We start from the raw sequence: 17,350 nt of genomic DNA on the forward strand, positions 1-17,350 counted from the left end.
GATGACGGGCGCGGTCACGTGACCGTTCATAGTTGGTGGGGCTAAGCATCCCGATGGGGGGGGCAGCTATCAACTGCAACAACTAATTGAGTGGCGTAATAAATACGTGGCGGTAGTAGTGCTCGTCATTGAACGTCGAACACAGACTCTCGGCGCATCGAGCGCCGCAGCCCGTGCAGTTCGCTCGCCTGCTTTATGACCTCAGCGGTGTATCGAGTTCCCCCCCCTCCGAGGGCATGATTGCACCCGCGACATCGCCGCCGTGTTCGGTGACAGCCATGTCCAAGGCTTCGAGGGTCAGATCGGTGCGCATCCGATAGTCGCGGACCAGCCGGGTGTCTTCTTCGATTGCTCGCCCTCGACCGCACAGAGATGCATATCGCCCTTGCCAATTCCAGCAGAACCTGTGGTCCCGCTATCTCGGCGTCCATCATCCGGGGTGAACCTCAGAGGATGAATCCCAATGTCACTACCGTAACTCCGCTGACCGTGGGTCCTGACTGGCCCCGCCGGGCTTGTGGCGATCGTCGCGATACTGGATTGGCGGTGGCCTAATGTATACCAGGCAGTATGTAAGGGAGAAGGGCGTCGTGCACGAATGTTGGATTTGAGCTCGCTGGCAGCTGAGGAAGTCAAAGACTGTGGTTGGGTAGAGCTGTTTCCGTGGCTCGACGATTACGTCTCCGAACGCGCATCGCTGCTCGAGCGTCTCGGCACCGACGAGTGGTGGCTCGAGGATTCCCCTCGTACAACTGCTGAGGGTACGAGTCTCGAGAAGCTGCTGAAAGAGCTATCGGAACTGTTCGTTGCTGGACACAAATCGTTGGCGTTGGCTCTCGCTTTCCCATCTCTCGATCCGGACCTTCCCGTCAGCGCTTTGGTCCTGGGTGCTCGCGCCGCCACATTGGTCGGTCGACTCACAAGCGGCGCGACGGTGCGCGACCTTCTGAGCCTGTCAGTTCACGACGCTTTCAAGATCAAAGGCACTTCGGAGGGCACCGTACGCGAGTTGGTCGACGGGTTACTCGGATGCGCTGTATTGGTCGAGCCCTCGGCTGGGGCCGCGGCCGACGTACGGGTCACGACGCAGCCCGCTGTCATCCAGTTGGTCGATGATCTGGCCGCGTTCGCCTATTGGCGCACGGTGCGGGGGATGAGCGATCGGCCCCTCCTGACGGTGTCCATTGATGATGAGGCTCCCGAGCAGGTGCAAGAGGTGGCGGCTCGAATTGCGGCTTTGACGCCCCTCGACCTGCCGGCACCGCGCCCAAATGATGCAGTCGACGAAATCGAAAATCTGGCCGAGCAGTTGGATGATCGCGAAAGTCTCATTCTGCGTGAACGGCTCATGGCTGCGGAGAAACAAACGCTCGGCGCGCTGGCCGTCAAACTCAACTTATCGGCCGGACGGGTCAGTCAACTCGAGTCTGCCATGAAAGCTCGCTTCAATTCGTTCTGTGGCTACGGGACAGCAGTTGGGAATCTGCTGGCCAGCATGCGTGTGGAGATTCAACCGGTTGCTTCGCTCGATCGACTCCTGGAACTGCATCCGACTATTTCATCGACGGTTCCTTCTCTGGGGGTCCCGCTGTGGCTGGTACTGGACCGTTTGGACGACTACTTCGATGTCAAAGATGGCTGGGCGGCCGCACCTGACGTTGGGGCCGCGAAGCGTCGTACTCTTTCGTTGCTCGAAGACCTCGAGTCGGACAATGGGGTCGTCGACCTCGACGAGGCAACGGTTGCTCTATCGATGGACCACGGTGAGTTCGAGTCGTGGCTGCAGTGGTGCAGTGTGCCTGTCATCGGCGGCCACGCCTTGCTACGAACCAAGCGAATCGCAGACCACGCGGTCGGTGCTCTGGAAGCGCTTGGCGGACCGCGTTCGGCGAGCGAGCTACGCGAACTGGTAGATCCTGGTAGAACCGTCGAAGGAGTCGAAAGGTGTCTTAGTTCCGACGCTCGAGCGCGGCGCGACACCGACGGGCAATGGCACCTTGTGGAATGGGCGGCAGCAGTCGCCGTGATCGAAGGCACGGTGCCCGAAGCGACGTTCCGAAAAGACGAGAGTGGAGCTGTTCGCAGGCGAACGCAGGGGCGCGCCAAAACTCCTGACAGCACTCGAAGGCTGTATCGAATCGGCATCGGCTGGCGGTATCGCGTAGTGGTGACTGGCGATCACCTTCGGGGGTCCGGCTTCAGCTTGCCTGCCGGTGTAGCGACAGCTGTTGGGTGTGAGCGCGGCGAGACCGTTGAATTAGCCAGTCGCCTGGGAGAACAGGCCATCAGATGGACGGGAGCACAACCCACGATCGGATCCATTCGGAGGTTCCTCGCCGAACTGCCCGTCAAGGTGGGCGACTCCGTCTTCCTCGACTTCGCTGCCTCGCGAGAATTCGACGTCGCGGCCGCTGCCGCAGTACCTGAAGACGCAGACCCGTTGCGTCGTGCGTTGTCTTTGATTGGGCACTCCGCACCCATGTCGATCGCCGAACGCCACCTAATCCGAGTACTGGCCGACGCGATCGGAATGGCAGGTGAAACGCGCCCTCGGCGATTGCTCGGAGCATACGAAGCTGCAAGTGAAGAGGCGGTCGTGGAACTGCTGGAGACGGCATGGATGCACGCCAGCTCGACAGATGAGGTCAAAACGTGAGGGAACTCGAGATCGTAGGCACCGTCGAGGCGCCACCCGACCCGTCGCTGGCGAGTTCGATCGGGCTCCATCACACGCTTGCTACCGCTCTTGCAGACTTGATCGACAACAGCATCGACGCACGCGCGCGTCACATCCTCGTGCGTTTCCTTCAGCGCGGCACATCGGTCACTGGGGTGCGTGTGATCGACGACGGGGTGGGTATGGACTCCGAAACGATCGACGGTGCAATGACCTTTGGACGCCGTCGCGAGTACGAGCCGCGCGCGCTGGGATACTTCGGTGTCGGGATGAAAGCGGCTTCGTTGAGCCAAGCGTCGACGCTGGTTGTGTGGTCGCGTGCCGAGTCGAGTAGTGCACAGGGTCGTCGTATCGATCGTGATGCGCCGCATCGAGTCTCGACCATCAGCACCGAGCAAGCGGAACTCGAACTGGCCCGAGCGTACCCGCGATTTCCGTTCGACACGGGGACCATCGTCGAGTGGCAGGGGATAACCACGTTCCTGCGCTCCTCAGACGCCGACGAGCAGACGAGTTGGCTCGAGCAGACAAAGCAGGAGATCGCCGACCATATCGGGATTGTGTTCCACCGCTTACTCTCGCGTGGTGAGATGTCCATATCGCTCGACACTTTCGACGTGGAGGGGCTGGGGGCAGGATTCCGCACACCGATCGATCCGATCGACCCATTCGCGACACCGCGGACCGGAGCCGCGGGATACCCGAGAACGCTGCCCGTTGAGCTCGACGGGGTGACGCTCGCAGTCACGGCACACATCTGGCCGGCGCGCAGCTCGCTGCCGCAGTTTCGGCTGTACGGGGCTCCGGGACGTGACCATCAGGGCCTGTATTTCTACCGCAGCGACCGGCTACTACAGACCGGCGGATGGAACGGTATCGTGCTTCCTCGGCCGGACTATGGACTTGCACGGGTGATCGTCGATCTGGATCCGGCTGTCTCCCAACATCTTGCGATAAACCCGGAGAAGGCTGGTGTCACCGTCGATGCCACTCTCACTGCAGCGTTGGAGTCCGCTCTAGCTTCCGGAGGGTTGCTATCAGCTGCTGAGGTCGCGGTTCGTTCTGCACGGAGTCGACAATCACGGCCCGTCGAGATAGTTGAACCGAACAAGGGCTTGCCGGAGGATTTACTCGACGCCTTCGCTGATTCGTTTGAGTTCAGCGAGTTTCAGGATCAAGTGGACATCGGATGGCGGGCACTCTCTCGAGACAAGTTTTTCGAAGTCGACTTGAAGTGTCGCACGCTGTGGATCAATGCACGGTTTCGGCGGGAGCTCCTCGGACACCGCAGCTACAACAGTACCGATGCCCCAGTGTTGAAGACGCTTCTGTATTTGCTTGTGCATCAAATGTTTCAAGGTGCGCGTGACAGTCACAGCAGTAAACAGGCTGAACAAATGCAAGTGTGGCAAGACGTGCTGATTGCCGCATTATCGGCTAGGCGCCTCCAAGAGAAAGATAAATTGTGAGTACAGATCTGGTCGAAGCCACTGCGCGCGAGTTCACACCGTTCAAACCCGATGATGTCGCTCGGCAAGTCAGCGTCCGTCTCGGGCGCGAGGTCACGATCGAGGATATCGTGGCGGTCTTGGTCGACGAAAGCGCTGTTGCCGCGCGGTCTGCGGCAGCTACCAGCTTTAGAGGGTGGGATGCCGAGATCGTCGAGTCGTGGGCCGAAAAGACCGCCGCAGGCAGCGTCGAGCGACGAGAACTGATCTACTCGCGACTCGGTGTCCCATCTGAAGGTTACGAAGTGCTGGATACGCAGTTCCCACGTGAGGGCGTACCTGTGTTGATCGCTGATCCTGACGTATGGACTCCCTGGTACACCGTCGAGCGACGCACAGCACACGACTTTTATTGGCGTGCGTACAAGCGCGTTCTCGCCGCGCAATGGAATGACGACTCAGCGGTCGGGAAGCTGGATGTCGCGACGACCAATGTTGTTTCGCGACTGGCAGATCCGACGAGAGACGAGCCCTATCAGTCCAAGGGGCTGGTTGTCGGATACGTCCAAAGCGGCAAAACAGCCAATTTCAGTGGCGTGCTGGCAAAGTCCATGGATGCGGGGTACCGGCTGATCATCGTGTTGACCGGAACTATAGAACTGCTACGTAGTCAAACTCAACGACGTCTCGACAAGGAGTTGATCGGTCGTCAGAACATCGGTGCGGACAGTGACTACGAGAACGACGAGGACTGGATAGCGCATCAATTCTTAGAGCACGAGGTGGATCCGAACACTTCCAATACTGTTCCGGCAATTCGTCGTCTGACGGGTGCTGATTTCGACTTCAAGGCTCTGGGGAAGGGTTTGGGCGCGCTTCACTACGAGTTCGTCGATCATTCTCTGCCTCTCAATCATCCAAAAAATTTGTATCCCACCAACATTCGTATTGCGATTGTAAAGAAGAACTCGACCGTGCTCAAGAAGCTCGTCGACGATCTCCGGAAGATTCCAACCGATCTTGCCCAGATTCCGGCCTTGATCATCGACGACGAGGCCGATCAGGCGTCGGTCAACACGGTCAACCCAGCCAAATTCGTCACGGAGAAGGTGGAGCGCACCGCAATCAACGAGCGAATCTCGGACTTGCTAGCACTGCTCAAACGCTCACAGTACGTCGGCTATACGGCAACGCCGTTCGCGAACGTCTTCGTCGACCCTGTAGACAGCGAGAACATCTTCCCCAAGGACTTCATCCTCAGCTTGGAGCGTCCGACGCCGTACATGGGGGGGAGAGACTTTCACGATTTCGACGACGATCTCGACGAGTCTGCGAAGACCCCGCGCAACTCCAATCAGAAGGCGTACGTGCGGGACCTGCGCGCAGACTGGGACGACGATTCCAGGTTCGCCGAGCAGCAACAGGCTCTGGACTCTTTCGTCCTTGCCGGTGCGATGAAATTGTATCGAGAGTCCAAGAGCGACAGAAAATTTCGACACCACACTATGCTTGTCCACCAGTCGGTGAAACAGGCTGAGCATGCAGCGTTGGCAGATGAGTTCAAACGGTTGTGGAAGTCGTCAGGTTACTCGCAGCCGTCGGCACGTCCACGGCTCGAGAACTTATGGAATACCGATTTCGGCCCGGTCAGCGCGGTTAGGGCCGAAGGTGTGGAAGTCCCTGAATCTTTCGATGAGCTGTATCCGTTCGTCGGCGTAGCCCATCGCAAGATCTCCGAAGGCGTCTCGCCTGTCATCATAGTCAACGGTGCGGCGGAGAAGGACTATGCGCAGGATGCACTGGACTTCCAGGAGCGCCCGGTATGGAAGATCCTTGTCGGTGGTGCGAAACTCAGCCGGGGGTTCACCGTCGAAGGACTCACCACTACGTATTACACCCGTAGGACGCCACAGGCAGACACTCTGATGCAGATGGGCCGTTGGTTTGGCTTTCGTCCAGGCTACAAGGATCTGGTACGTCTGTTTATCGGGCGAAATGTTCCTGGCCCGGCAGGCAAGGACTTCGATATGTACAAGGCTTTCGAGTCCATTGTGCAGGATGAGGAGGAGTTCCGTAGCGAGCTGGAGCGATTCGCGTCCGTGAATACGCTAGGCGAGCCCATGGTGACGCCACGCGATGTCCCGCCGATGGTGTTTCAGTCTCAACCCTGGCTCAAACCGACTGCTGCGAACAAAATGTACAACGCCGAGCAGGCCTACCGGGGAGTCGGTGGGCAAGCGTTCAGCTTCACCATGCAGAGGCCGCGTGGCAAGGATGGAGTTCACAACGGAACGCATTTCGACGCTGTCAAGCCGCTGCTACGAAACCTCGGCGCGAAGGATTCGTTTCGTCTGACCAACAGTCTTGGCATCGAGCAGCAGTTCGAAGCTCGCCACGGCATCATATCGGCGAGCACAGTGCTCGCTGCAGTCGAGAAATTCGTTTGGGACGAGAATTGGGACTTTGAGCCACATCTCGCTGCGATGCGAACCGCAATAGAGAATGGACTGTTGGAAGATTTCGCAATTCTCCTGCCTCAGCCCAAGAATCGGCCCCAGCTCGAGATCGTGGGGTGGCACGAAAAGTTGCCGATCGTCAACCGTCGTCGGCGCGACCGCGAGTACCGCAGCGGTTTCAGTGGTACCGCTGTACGCGAGCGCCAAGCGATCGAACACATCGCGGGAAGCCCGGGGAAGAATGGCGGCCCAGTTGCCGAGTCCCTGTACCGGAAGACCCGAGGCGGTCTGATCTTGCTGTTTGCCAACGATCCCAAGGACGGATCGCGGCAATTCAATCGAGCGCAGACGGGACCTGTCAGTCCCGTAGACTTCGCAACTCTGTTTTCCTACGCGCTGCCGTACGCGGCGGAGCCCACGCCGAAGATCGGCTTCCGGGTGAAGAAGTCCGGGGCAGGCGCGATCGTCGATGCACGCTGAACGGCCGAGTACCTATATGAGGTGGATACTGCAATGGCAAAAGTAATTACCACTATCAGCTTGAAGGGTGGAGTCGGAAAGACGACTGTCACAGCGGCTCTCGCGGAGTTCATGGCGTCGGAGTTCGGCAAGCGAGTCCTCCTCGTGGACCTGGATTCGCAGATCAACCTGACGACGATGCTGATCGGTGAAGAACGGTGGATCGACCTCAATGCGAGGAAGCTGACGATTGCAACGCTGTTTGCTGACGCTGTGAATGGGACCTCGGACTTCGATCTGCATTCGACGATTCAAAAGGGTGCGTCGACTGTGAAGAAGATCAGCAATGTGGACTTGCTGCCGTCCTCTCTCGACCTGATCGGGTTGCAGGAAGAGTTGAGTGCGCTGCGGGTCCGCGACGGCTCTCCCGTAGCAGGCGTCGGGCTACTCGGCGCGGCCCTCGAACCAGTGAAAGACTTCTACGACTTCATACTCGTGGATTGCCCGCCCAACGTCGGTCCGGTGACGTTGAATGGACTGGCGATGGCGGACGGTTACATAATTCCGACCATCCCTGACTTCTTGTCGACCTATGGCATCCCGCAAATTCAGACATATATCGAGAAGTTCGCCGATCAGCTGGGACGCAGCATCATCGAACTTGGGCTGGTGATAACGAAGTACAAATCCAATTCATCGGTTCACACCACCGTTCTTCGAAATTTGCGACGCAACCAAGATATTCAGCACGTACTTCCCCCGTACTTGCCAGAGGCCAACTCGATCGCGATGGCTGCGGACTTCAAGCCATTCGGCACGCTTCGGGTCAAGTACGGAAACCAGGGCCAGTACGACAAGTTCAAAGAACTTACCAGGACAATCCTCACGGAAGCGCAGGCAAAGCTATGACCAACTCGTCCGAGACCCTTCAGCGAGTCCGTAATGATGAACTGGGCGGTGCACTTCTGAAAGTTGCTGCGGTGGATCCTGTTGCCAGCCAGGTGCTTAGCAGCCTGTTCAGAGTTCTTGCAGACGAGGCGGCGCGAACACCCCGATTCGCGAAGGCCTTGTCGGCGGCGCTGGTAGTTACGTCGGAGACTCCCGATTCGGCTGCAGTACCTGCGCCGCCCAAACCGGCCCGAAGGTTGCCGTCGAAGGCGAAAGTTGCCCGTCAGCCCGGGGTCTTCGACCCGTTCGATGTGTTGCGCCACTCCGGCGAGCAAGCGTTGACGGAGAAGCTTTCGACACTCACGATCGATCAGCTGCGGGACATCATTGCAGAGCAAGAGATCGACACGCACAAGGAGAGCGGCCGCAAGCGCAAAGCGGAGGTGCTCGTGGCATGGACTTTCGACCGGGTGAAAGCCCTTGCCTCGAAGGGAAGTGCGTTCAGATAGCGGAGTGAATCTGAGCAACACTTCGGTGCGCGTCCGCTGGACCCGCGTAAGAGTCGCGCCTGGTTACAGGGTTGACGTTGGCAGGTCGACCCCGAGGTTCGCAGCCGGACGTGTCGAGAGCTGCGGGTACTTGCCGAAACCACCACTCTCGGCGAGGCGTGAATCGGCGATGGACGTTTTCGGCTCACGCATTCACAGTGACGAAATGTAATGGTTGAGTGGACACCTGCCGGGCTGCGTCGAACCGCGGCGCGCAGCTGCTCCCTGCTCGTTGCTCAACGCTGCAGCAGGCGCGCTTTCTGCGCATCGAACTCTGCGGGCGTAAGGATACCTTCGTTGCGAAGTTCTGCGAGTTTCCTGAGTTCGTCGGCGATCATGGATGCCGGCATGGCGGCATCCATGACCGCAGCCGGAGTCAAAGCTGGCGAAAGAACCGGGGCCGCGACACTGTACCGCGAGCCGAACAGCGGGTGCTTGCGAAACCAGGCCTCGATCAGCTCCGATGTTCCATGGTTGACCTCTACTGACGCCAAAGTTGTACCGTTGCCAAGCACATGGAAGTTCCTTGTCAACATCTTGCCGCTTTTCGTCACGGAAAATCCACGCACATCGGCGATATGAACGCGGAAAGCCTGAGTGAACTCTGCGCTCTTGACGTAGGCAGCAGTGCCGTCCTCATGCTCGATAATTTTTCCGTTGCCGAATCCCAATGCATGCTTGGTGGGCATTGTTTCTCCTATGATGGATGCTCGTACACTCAGTGCGTTCGGTCGATCATTGATCGGTCAGGGGATGTAGCTCGTTACTGCATCAGTGATTTCAGGTCGACTCAGCTCGCTGCGGACCCTGGAACGAAGATCGTTGCTGAGAAGGCGGTTTCTCCATCAGATTTCCACGGTGCGATCAGTGGCTGCAGGGTGGGCACCGTGCAGTTCCGCGCCCAATACGGCTAAGCGACGTCGACGTGCCACATATCTCGATGCGCACCAAACCAGCTGCGCTGCTTGACGGTGGATTCGATTTTCAACCGCTGTCCATCGAGTTCGTTGTAGAGGGGATAGGGGCGAAGCGAGTTGTGCACAGAGATCCGCGAATTATCCAGCACGGCGATCTTTCCCAGGTCGAACAATCGATGGAGATCGCGACGTAGCAGGATACCGCCCTCGTCGTGGTGATCTCCGACCTTCGCGTAGCTGTAGAGGTGGGCGGCTTCGAGTACCTCGTGTGGCATGTCTCCGGAGAACGCGCAGTTCGACGCATACCGGTCCATCAGATGCGCACGAAAAGCGGGTTGTCCGAGCCGAACTCGGGTGATGCGCTCGGTGAAACCCCCGCTCAACTGAACCGATACCGATCGGAGCACGCGCATACCCCGCTGTCCCAGGTCTGTGGTCAATGCAGCGTTGAACGCCGGCCAATCCAACTCGCGAATGCTCAGCTGAGACTTAGGACTTCTACAAACCGATCGAAGCATCTCGCCACTGAGCTCACCTGCCAGATCGATCCACGCTTCACCGTGATGTGTTCGATAGGTCTTTACGTCGATCATTTCTGTGGCAGGTTCTTCGAATTCGTTTTTGCACTGGCCACACTTATATCGTGGCTTCAATTTTATTCGTTCGTCGAGAGAGCGCCCGGGACCGCAGTATGGGCACTTCTTTAGTTCTTTCCTCGCGAAACCTGTTTCTACACGTTCGACGACGGACGCCCCTAGCAGTCGCTTCTGGTCCCACACGACAAGCGCGTCACCGACACCGATGTTCCGACTGTTGGGAACTTGACTGTCACTGACGTACTGCGACGAAGGGTCGTCGTCGTAGGCGTGACCGCCGCGACCGCCACTCTGATCGCTCTTCGCCAGTACCAACCAGGCTCGAGAAATTGCCCCGGTGGCGGACGGCCAGACGATATCCACTAGCTGAAGCGGTTCGTACGCAGCACGAAATTCATTGGCCATTTGTATCGGTTGTAGCGTGGCCTGCGCAAGCCAGCGACGCTTCAGCTTCTACTCGTTGATGGCTGCCCCGCTACTGCAGCGGGGTATCTGCCACTTCGCGGTTGACCCGGTTCATTCATCTGAATGAATTTCGATCCCGGACCGGATTCGTTCGCAGAGTTCAAAATTGCCGATGTCTCGAAACGCCGCAGATAGGGCTATTTTCGAGCTCTTCTAGGGTGGTGGCTGGTCAATCCGACCACTGAGCATCGTCCAACTTTGTCACCCACCCCCTATAGGTTGGGTCCTGTTCAAGTTTGGCCGAAATGTGAGGATCCGATGTCGGTTACTGATGACCCCGAGCTCCGGGGGCGGGTTCGTCGTCTGCTCGAGTTTCTTCGCGAGACTGTGGGTGCTCAGTCGAAGCCGATTCGCCGGTACGGCGTTGATGCCCGTGTCGAGTGGTTGTTCGACGATTCCCGACCTCTCGACGTCAATACCGACGTCGCGCCCGGTGACGTGGCGGTTCGTATCCCGCGCACCAGCATCGAGCAGCCTCCCGGTCTCCCTGCGGAGCTCGAGCAGTGGGTCGACGACACCACCACGCCGCCGACCGTCAGAGCCGACGCACCGACCGAGGCCCATGAGTGGCTTCAAGACTGGACCTCGTGGTCTCTGGATGACCGTGAACGTAGGCCGTTCGCCGAGCTGTTCCGTTCGGTCGACCTCATGCTCCACGACCTCGGCACTCAGCCCGAGTCGCTCGAACTTGTCATCGCCTCTGGGTATCTCGACGCCACTGTCGGGGACCAGCGGATCTCGACACATCTGATCACTCAGCAGGCCAGTATCAGTCGCGAGGACTCCACCGGCGACTTGCTCGTCACCGTTGCGCCCGCCAGCTCCCCGCGGCTGGAAGACGTCCAAGTCCTGCTCGACTTGCAGGGTTTCGACCGCGCCGGCTCGAAGGTGCTGCACCGCAGCTTGTCCGAACTGGTGTCGTCGTCGCTGTCCGCGGATATCCCTCGGTTGCTCGGCCAGTGGGCCACGTCGGCCCTGGCGCAACCGCTGACCGTCATCGCCGATCACGACAAGCCCGTCGATTCCACCGCGGACACTCTGCGGATGTCACCGGCGCTGGTTCTACGCACACGTGGCGCCTATGCCCTCGCGTCGTACTACGAAGCAATGCTCGCTGCGCTCGATGACGGCGCACCCGTTCCGGTGGGGCTTTCGCAGCTCGTGGAGACGTACGACGACAACACCCGTCGTGACTGGCTCGACTCTCACGTCAGTGACACCCCCAGCGCCGAGCCGCTCTTCCCACTGCCGGCCAACCGCGCCCAGGCCGGTATCTACAACCGCGTCATGAACGACACCGGCGTCGTCGTCGAAGGCCCTCCCGGCACCGGCAAGACCCACACGATCGCAAATTTGATGTCCGCGTTGATGGCTCAGGGCCAGCGCATCCTCGTCACCAGCGAGAAAGCTCAGGCGCTGCGCGTCCTCAAGGACAAGCTTCCTGCCGAACTGCAAGATCTGTGCGTCTCCGTCACCGACATGGCACGCGGGGGATCGGCCGAACTCGACGAGAGCGTCTCGACCATCGCCGCTCGTAAAGCCGCGTTCGACGCGACCGAGTCCGCGCGCAAGATCCGTTCCCTCGCTGCCAAGCGGATGGGCACCAAAGAGCGCCGCTACAAACTCACCAAGCAGATCGGCCTTGCGCGCTCCTCCGAAGCAGAGATCCACACCTTCTCACCGCAGTATTCGGGAACTCTTGCCTCGATCGTCACCAAGCTCAACGCGCAGGAGAGCGACCTCGGGTGGATACCAGGTCCGCTCCACACCGAGACCGTGCCGTTCGACGACGCAGCCTTCGCTTCGCTGTTCACGGAGCAGTCCGACGAGGTCAGCCTCCCGACGGCCGACGAGGTCCGTAGCTTGTGTGCCCGAGCCTCCGGGAACGCGTCCGACTCGATTTTCGATGACATCGATCCGGTTCAACTGCAGTACATCCTGCCGTCTGCGCAGGCCCTGATCGACCGCGCACGGGCCATCGACTCCTTCGGCCCGGCCTATGCGGTTCTGGCCGACGGGATCCTGTCCGGTGCGCTCGGTACGTTGTGGTCGCGTGCTCAGACGGTCACGGCGATGCTGTCGGTCGCCGTGAGCGCCGATACCGCAGTTGGCTCACATCAGGTGACGACGCAGGTTGCCACGAGGCAGGCACTCAACGCGTTCGATGCCCTCGCCAAGCTCTACGAGAGTGGCCCGTTCGACACGATGCGCTGGCTCCGCACGCCCCACGAACACGGCGTCGTCGACAAGCTCGATGCACACGCCACCGTCGACGGTACAGCCGCGACGCAGGCCACCGAACTGCGGCTCGTCACCAATCACATCCGGGCCCTCATTGCCGTCGACGATGCCGCACACCTGTTGCGCGGTATCGGAATCGAACTGCCGATCGAACCGTCGGACAGTCGGGAGCAGCAGGTCAACACCCTCCACCTCGTGTGGAACCAGGTGCTGGCGACGGGCAGCATCGCGACTGCTCGCGACGAACTCGTCGGCGCTCTGGGTGCAGTCGTTCCATCCGTGCCGTCGGTGACGACGCTTGCCGAGGCAGTGGCCCTCGCAGGCGAGGTCTCCGCCCTCACCGACCGCTCCGACGCGTCCACCGCACGTGACGAGCTCGAGCGAGTGGCCGAGCGATTGTTGTCCGATCCGACGCTGCCCGATGGGCTCGCGGACGCAGTCAGAACCGGCGATGTCGAGAGCTACGAGCGGCTCGCCTCGTACGTTCAGCCGGGCAGCACCGATACCACCGCGCTCGACGCCTTGGCCGAGCACGCGCCCACCCTGGCCCGCAGCCTGTCCGAGGGTACCGATTGGGCTGCTCACGCCGGCACGTTCACTCGTGCTTGGGCGTGGCGCTGGACCATGCAGTCGATCGTGGCCATGCAGCAGCCCGACCAGAACGACAATCTCGACGCGGAACTCGACGCCCTCGATGAGGAGATATCGTCCTTGACTGCGCAACTCGCGGCGGAGCAGGCGTGGCAAGAATGCTTGCAGCGCATGACCAGTCGCGAGGTCACGGCGCTGCGGGCATACCAGGAGAACATGTCCAACGCCGGTCTCGGCACCAGCAGTCTCGCGCAGCGCTACCGTGTCGCGGCCCGTGCGGCGATGCAGGATGCGCAGACGGTCGTGCCGGCGTGGGTCATGCCGATTGCGCAGGTGTTGTCGTCGATTCCGCCGCAGCAGAACGCTTTCGACGTCGTCATTGTCGACGAGGCCAGTCAGGCCGAGATCACCAGCATGTTCCTGATGTGGTTGGCGCCGCGTGTCATCGTGGTTGGTGACGACAGGCAGTGCGCGCCGGCCTCGATTCAGAATTACACCGTCGAGTCCGTCATGAATCGTCTCGATCACTACCTTCCGGAGGTTCCGGTCAGCACACGCTTGACGCTGACGCCGCGGTCGAGCTTGTTTTCGATGCTGCGCACCCGGTTCGGTGATTCGGTGAGGTTGCGTGAGCACTACCGATCGATGCCGGAGATCATTCAATGGTCCTCGACTCAATTCTATGGCGATCAGCCGTTGGTGCCGGTGCGTCAGTTCGGGGCGGATCGGCTTGCACCGCTGCGCAGTACGTTCGTCGAGGATGCACTCACGTCCGGTTCGAGTACACGCCTGTCCAATGCTGCCGAAGCGAACGCACTCGTCGACCAGCTCGCCCTCTGCCTTGCCGAGCCAGACTACGAAGACAAAACCTTCGGTGTCGTTGTCCTTCAGGGCGCAGCCCAGGCGGATCTGATCAGGTCGCTGATCTTCGAGCGGGTGGCGTCGGAGCAAATCGATGAACGACGCATCCGTGTCGGCACGCCACCGGACTTCCAGGGCGACGAGCGTGACGTGATGTTCCTGTCGATGGTCATCGCACCCGGCTCGTCGTCGAAGGCATTGACGAACGACATGTTCAAACGCCGCTTCAACGTCGCTGCCACGCGTGCGCGAGATCAGTTGTGGCTGTTCCATTCCGTGACAGCTGACAGCCTGTCGGCCATTGATCTACGACGGTCACTGCTGTCCTATGTCGAGGCTGCGCCGACAGTTCCCGTTCCTGCCATGCCCGACGCAGTGTCGCCGATTAACCCGCACCCTGACTTCGGATCACTGTTCGAGCAGCAGGTGTTTCTGGCGCTGCGGGAGCGCGGCTATCACGTCAACCCGCGGGTCGACGTCAACGAGATGACGATCGATCTGGTGGTCACGGGTGCGGCTGTGCGGGTGGCGATCGAATGCGACGACGACACTGAAGTCGACGCCTACGAGCTGTTGAACCGTATGGAGCGCGAGTTCGAACTGCGGCGCTGTGGCTGGCTGTTCCAGCGGATTCGGGCGTCGGACTTCGTCCTTGATCGTGAACGAGCCCTCGACACCATCACCGAACTACTCGATTCGGTCGGCATCCTCCCCGACGAGGTTGCCGTAGTCATCGAGGGATCGGGCAGCTCCACCTGGATGCCGATCGCGCTGGAACGTGACCCCGATGACGCAGAAGCCGACGAGGAAGCAGTCGAACTCGTCACCGACGAGGCGCCGGCGCCGTCTCGCACCGTCGATGTCGATCTCGCGCCCTTGCCGGAGGTCATCGAGACGGTCGACGAATCCGAGGATCCGCACGAGGCCGGTGACCACGAAGACTCCGAGGTCGAGTTCGAGGACATCGACGCTGTTGATCCGGTACCGAAGCCGGTTCGGACGATGCCGCTCGAGGATCTCATTGCGGCCATTCGGTATTCGCTGCGGCGCAACAAGTTTTCGATCGCGCAGACCGTGCAGGATTGCGAGGTCACGCCCGAGGCGGTTCAGCACGCGGTGAAGGAGATCAAGTCCCGGGACGACGCGCTGAAAGCGTCGAAGAGGAGACCGCCTCCTCCGACCCCGGATGCGATGCCACGACGGCAACGTCCCTCTGAAGTCGCGAGCGATCCCGTTGCGGTGTCCGGAAGCCGTTCTTTGCAAGCCGAATTGGATGCTCTGCCGGTGGCGTCGTGGGCGGGGGCGCGTGAGATTGCGGTCGCCGCGGCGAGGCCGAATGCGCCGCTGACGTTGGAGCGTTGCCAACGGGTGACAGGGTTGTCGCGGACGAAGGCGGATCTGTTGTTGTCGGATCTGGTGTTGTTGAAGAAGTTGGTCACACGTAAACGTGAGGGTGTCGAGGAATGGGTTCGGCCACAGGGGTTGACGCTATGACGCAAGTAGTGAACCGGTCCGAGGGGTTGCGGGACTGGCAGAAGGAAGCATTCGAGAAGTGGGTGGCGTCCGGCTATCGCGCGATTGTAGAGGCGGTGACCGGGACCGGGAAGACGCATGTCGGGTTGGCGGCGACGCTGGATTCGGTCAGCCGTGGCCGTCAGGTCCTGGTGGTGGTACCGAGTATCGATCTACTCGAGCAGTGGTACACGGCGATGGTGAAGGCGTTGCCGAGTGTGCGGATCGGGCGTCGCGGGAACGGGCACAACGATACGTTCCGGCAGTACGACGTGCTGATCACGACGATTCAATCGGCTATCCGGCCGGGTGCGCCGATGCCGCGGACCGGCGCGTTGCTCGTCGCCGACGAGGTTCATCGTTACGGCGCAGGTTCGTTCGCGAAGGTGCTGGTCAACCGATTCGAGGAACGGCTCGGGTTGACGGCGACATTGGAGCGTCAGGATGACGGTGTCGATACGCATCTGATGCCGTATTTCGAGAACCTGGTGAAGGGTTGCGATGCGGCGCGGGGGAGACGCGACGGGATCCTGGCGCCGGTTCGGGTCATGACGGTGGCGGTGCCGTTCTCGGCGGAGGAGGCGGCGAAGTTCGCGGACCTGGACGAGAAGGCGAAGTCGCTCCGCAACACCCTGATCTTCGACTACGGCTGTGCTGCTGAGCCGTTCGGTGAGTTCATGAAGAATGCGGTGGACCTGAGTAAGGAAAGGTATCTACCGGCGAGCAAGGTTGCGAGTAGGTACCTGTCGGCGTTCAGCAAGCGGCGCGCGTTGTTGGCCGACTGTGAGGGCAAGTTGCAGGCGCTCGAGGCGATCACGCCGGGGTTGGCGAAGTCCGAGCGCTCGATCGTGTTTTCGGAGACGAAGGAGTCCGCGACCAGGGGTGCGGATGTGCTCCAGGCGGCTGGTATTGCGGCGCATCAGTATTCGAGTCAGCTTGATCGCGTGGGACGTACGCGGATTCTGAAGCAGTTCCGGAGTGGTGAGTTGAGGAGTTTGGTGGCGCCGCGGGTGCTTGACGAGGGCATCGATGTGCCGGCGGTGGATGTCGGGGTGATCATTGCGAGTAGTTCGTCGAAGCGGCAGATGATTCAGCGGATGGGTCGGATTCTGCGTCTGAAGCCTGATGGTCGGCCAGCGGCGTTCGTGATCATGTATGTGGCGGGGACGAATGAGGATCCTTCGTTGGGTGCGCATGAGGCGTTTCTCGATGAGTTGACAGGTGTGGCCGAGGAGGTCGTGGACGTCGATCTCGCTGCTGCGGGTGCGGTGTTGGCGAGTTGGTTGGACCAGTCGGCCCCGATCATGCCGAAGCCGGTGTTCAGTGAGCAGCCAATCGAGCCGATTGTGATTCCACAGTCGAAGATGATGCCGACGGCGGTGTCTGTGGCGCGGACTCGGACGGTGAAGGAGATTCTGTCGGAGGCTCAGTACGGGACGCCGGATCAGCTCGACGGGATCTTACGGTGTATGGCTGCCATCGATGTGCGGGAGGCGGCGGTGTTGATCCGGCGCTACGGCATCGACGGTGCGAAGCCTCGGACGTTGTCACAGGTGGCGGCGGAGATGAATCTCAAGCGGATGGTCATCGAGAGCCTCGAAAAGCGGGGGTTGAAGTCGCTGGAGAGGGAGGCGGGAAGGCTACTGAATATAGTGACACGCTTATAATGAATGTGCTGGGTTTGCCAAAAC

9 protein-coding genes are annotated in these 17,350 nt (G+C 60.3%); 7 read left to right on the forward strand and 2 right to left on the reverse strand.

Annotation, left to right across the window (positions count from 1 at the left end; all coding sequences use genetic code 11):
* The first annotated feature begins 598 nt into the window (after positions 1-598).
* From O1W68_RS20270 to O1W68_RS20290, 5 genes are read left to right on the forward strand one after another with little or no spacing between them, the layout of a single operon-like run.
* A complete protein-coding gene (locus tag O1W68_RS20270; protein ID WP_269306652.1) occupies positions 599-2,656 on the forward strand; it encodes a sigma factor-like helix-turn-helix DNA-binding protein in 2,058 nt (685 codons plus the stop codon).
* Positions 2,653-4,146: an ATP-binding protein gene (locus O1W68_RS20275; RefSeq protein WP_088943616.1), complete on the forward strand. Its 1,494-nt coding sequence runs from the start codon at positions 2,653-2,655 to the stop codon at positions 4,144-4,146. The genes O1W68_RS20270 and O1W68_RS20275 overlap by 4 nt, the downstream gene beginning before the upstream one ends.
* Positions 4,143-7,061: a Z1 domain-containing protein gene (locus O1W68_RS20280; RefSeq protein ID WP_269306653.1), complete on the forward strand. Its 2,919-nt coding sequence runs from the start codon at positions 4,143-4,145 to the stop codon at positions 7,059-7,061. The genes O1W68_RS20275 and O1W68_RS20280 overlap by 4 nt, the downstream gene beginning before the upstream one ends.
* Before the next feature lie 33 nt (positions 7,062-7,094).
* A complete protein-coding gene (locus O1W68_RS20285; RefSeq protein WP_088943758.1) occupies positions 7,095-7,949 on the forward strand; it encodes a ParA family protein in 855 nt (284 codons plus the stop codon).
* Complete coding sequence (locus O1W68_RS20290) at positions 7,946-8,437, forward strand: hypothetical protein (protein ID WP_088943617.1); 492 nt, start codon at positions 7,946-7,948, stop codon at positions 8,435-8,437. Before O1W68_RS20285 ends, O1W68_RS20290 begins: the two co-directional genes overlap by 4 nt.
* Positions 8,438-8,712: 275 nt before the next feature.
* Here O1W68_RS20290 and O1W68_RS20295 read toward each other — a convergent pair whose 3' ends face one another.
* Positions 8,713-9,165, reverse strand: a complete 453-nt coding sequence (locus O1W68_RS20295; RefSeq protein ID WP_269306657.1) for an SHOCT domain-containing protein — start codon at positions 9,163-9,165, stop codon at positions 8,713-8,715.
* A 221-nt stretch (positions 9,166-9,386) separates the two neighbouring features.
* Positions 9,387-9,986, reverse strand: coding sequence for an HNH endonuclease signature motif containing protein (locus tag O1W68_RS20300; protein ID WP_269306658.1), 600 nt, complete (start codon positions 9,984-9,986; stop codon positions 9,387-9,389).
* 726 nt (positions 9,987-10,712) lie between these two features.
* Between O1W68_RS20300 and O1W68_RS20305 the strand changes: the two genes are divergently transcribed.
* Positions 10,713-15,641, forward strand: a complete 4,929-nt coding sequence (locus O1W68_RS20305) for an AAA domain-containing protein (RefSeq protein WP_269306660.1) — start codon at positions 10,713-10,715, stop codon at positions 15,639-15,641.
* Positions 15,638-17,326, forward strand: a complete 1,689-nt coding sequence (locus O1W68_RS20310; protein WP_269306662.1) for a DEAD/DEAH box helicase family protein — start codon at positions 15,638-15,640, stop codon at positions 17,324-17,326. Before O1W68_RS20305 ends, O1W68_RS20310 begins: the two co-directional genes overlap by 4 nt.
* Positions 17,327-17,350: the final 24 nt, after the last annotated feature.

The sequence above is a fragment of the Rhodococcus sp. H36-A4 genome, assembly GCF_027158005.1.
Classification (GTDB): Bacteria; Actinomycetota; Actinomycetes; order Mycobacteriales; family Mycobacteriaceae; genus Rhodococcoides.

Excerpts from the sequence above, each read along its gene's own strand:
- O1W68_RS20285 (WP_088943758.1), top strand. The coding sequence starts at position 7,095 with ATGGCAAAAGTAATTACCACTATCAGCTTGAAGGGTGGAGTCGGAAAG.
- O1W68_RS20300 (WP_269306658.1), bottom strand. The coding sequence starts at position 9,986 with ATGATCGACGTAAAGACCTATCGAACACATCACGGTGAAGCGTGGATC.
- O1W68_RS20305 (WP_269306660.1), top strand. The coding sequence starts at position 10,713 with ATGTCGGTTACTGATGACCCCGAGCTCCGGGGGCGGGTTCGTCGTCTG.
- O1W68_RS20290 (WP_088943617.1), top strand. The coding sequence starts at position 7,946 with ATGACCAACTCGTCCGAGACCCTTCAGCGAGTCCGTAATGATGAACTG.
- O1W68_RS20270 (WP_269306652.1), top strand. The coding sequence starts at position 599 with ATGTTGGATTTGAGCTCGCTGGCAGCTGAGGAAGTCAAAGACTGTGGT.
- O1W68_RS20310 (WP_269306662.1), top strand. The coding sequence starts at position 15,638 with ATGACGCAAGTAGTGAACCGGTCCGAGGGGTTGCGGGACTGGCAGAAG.
- O1W68_RS20295 (WP_269306657.1), bottom strand. The coding sequence starts at position 9,165 with ATGCCCACCAAGCATGCATTGGGATTCGGCAACGGAAAAATTATCGAG.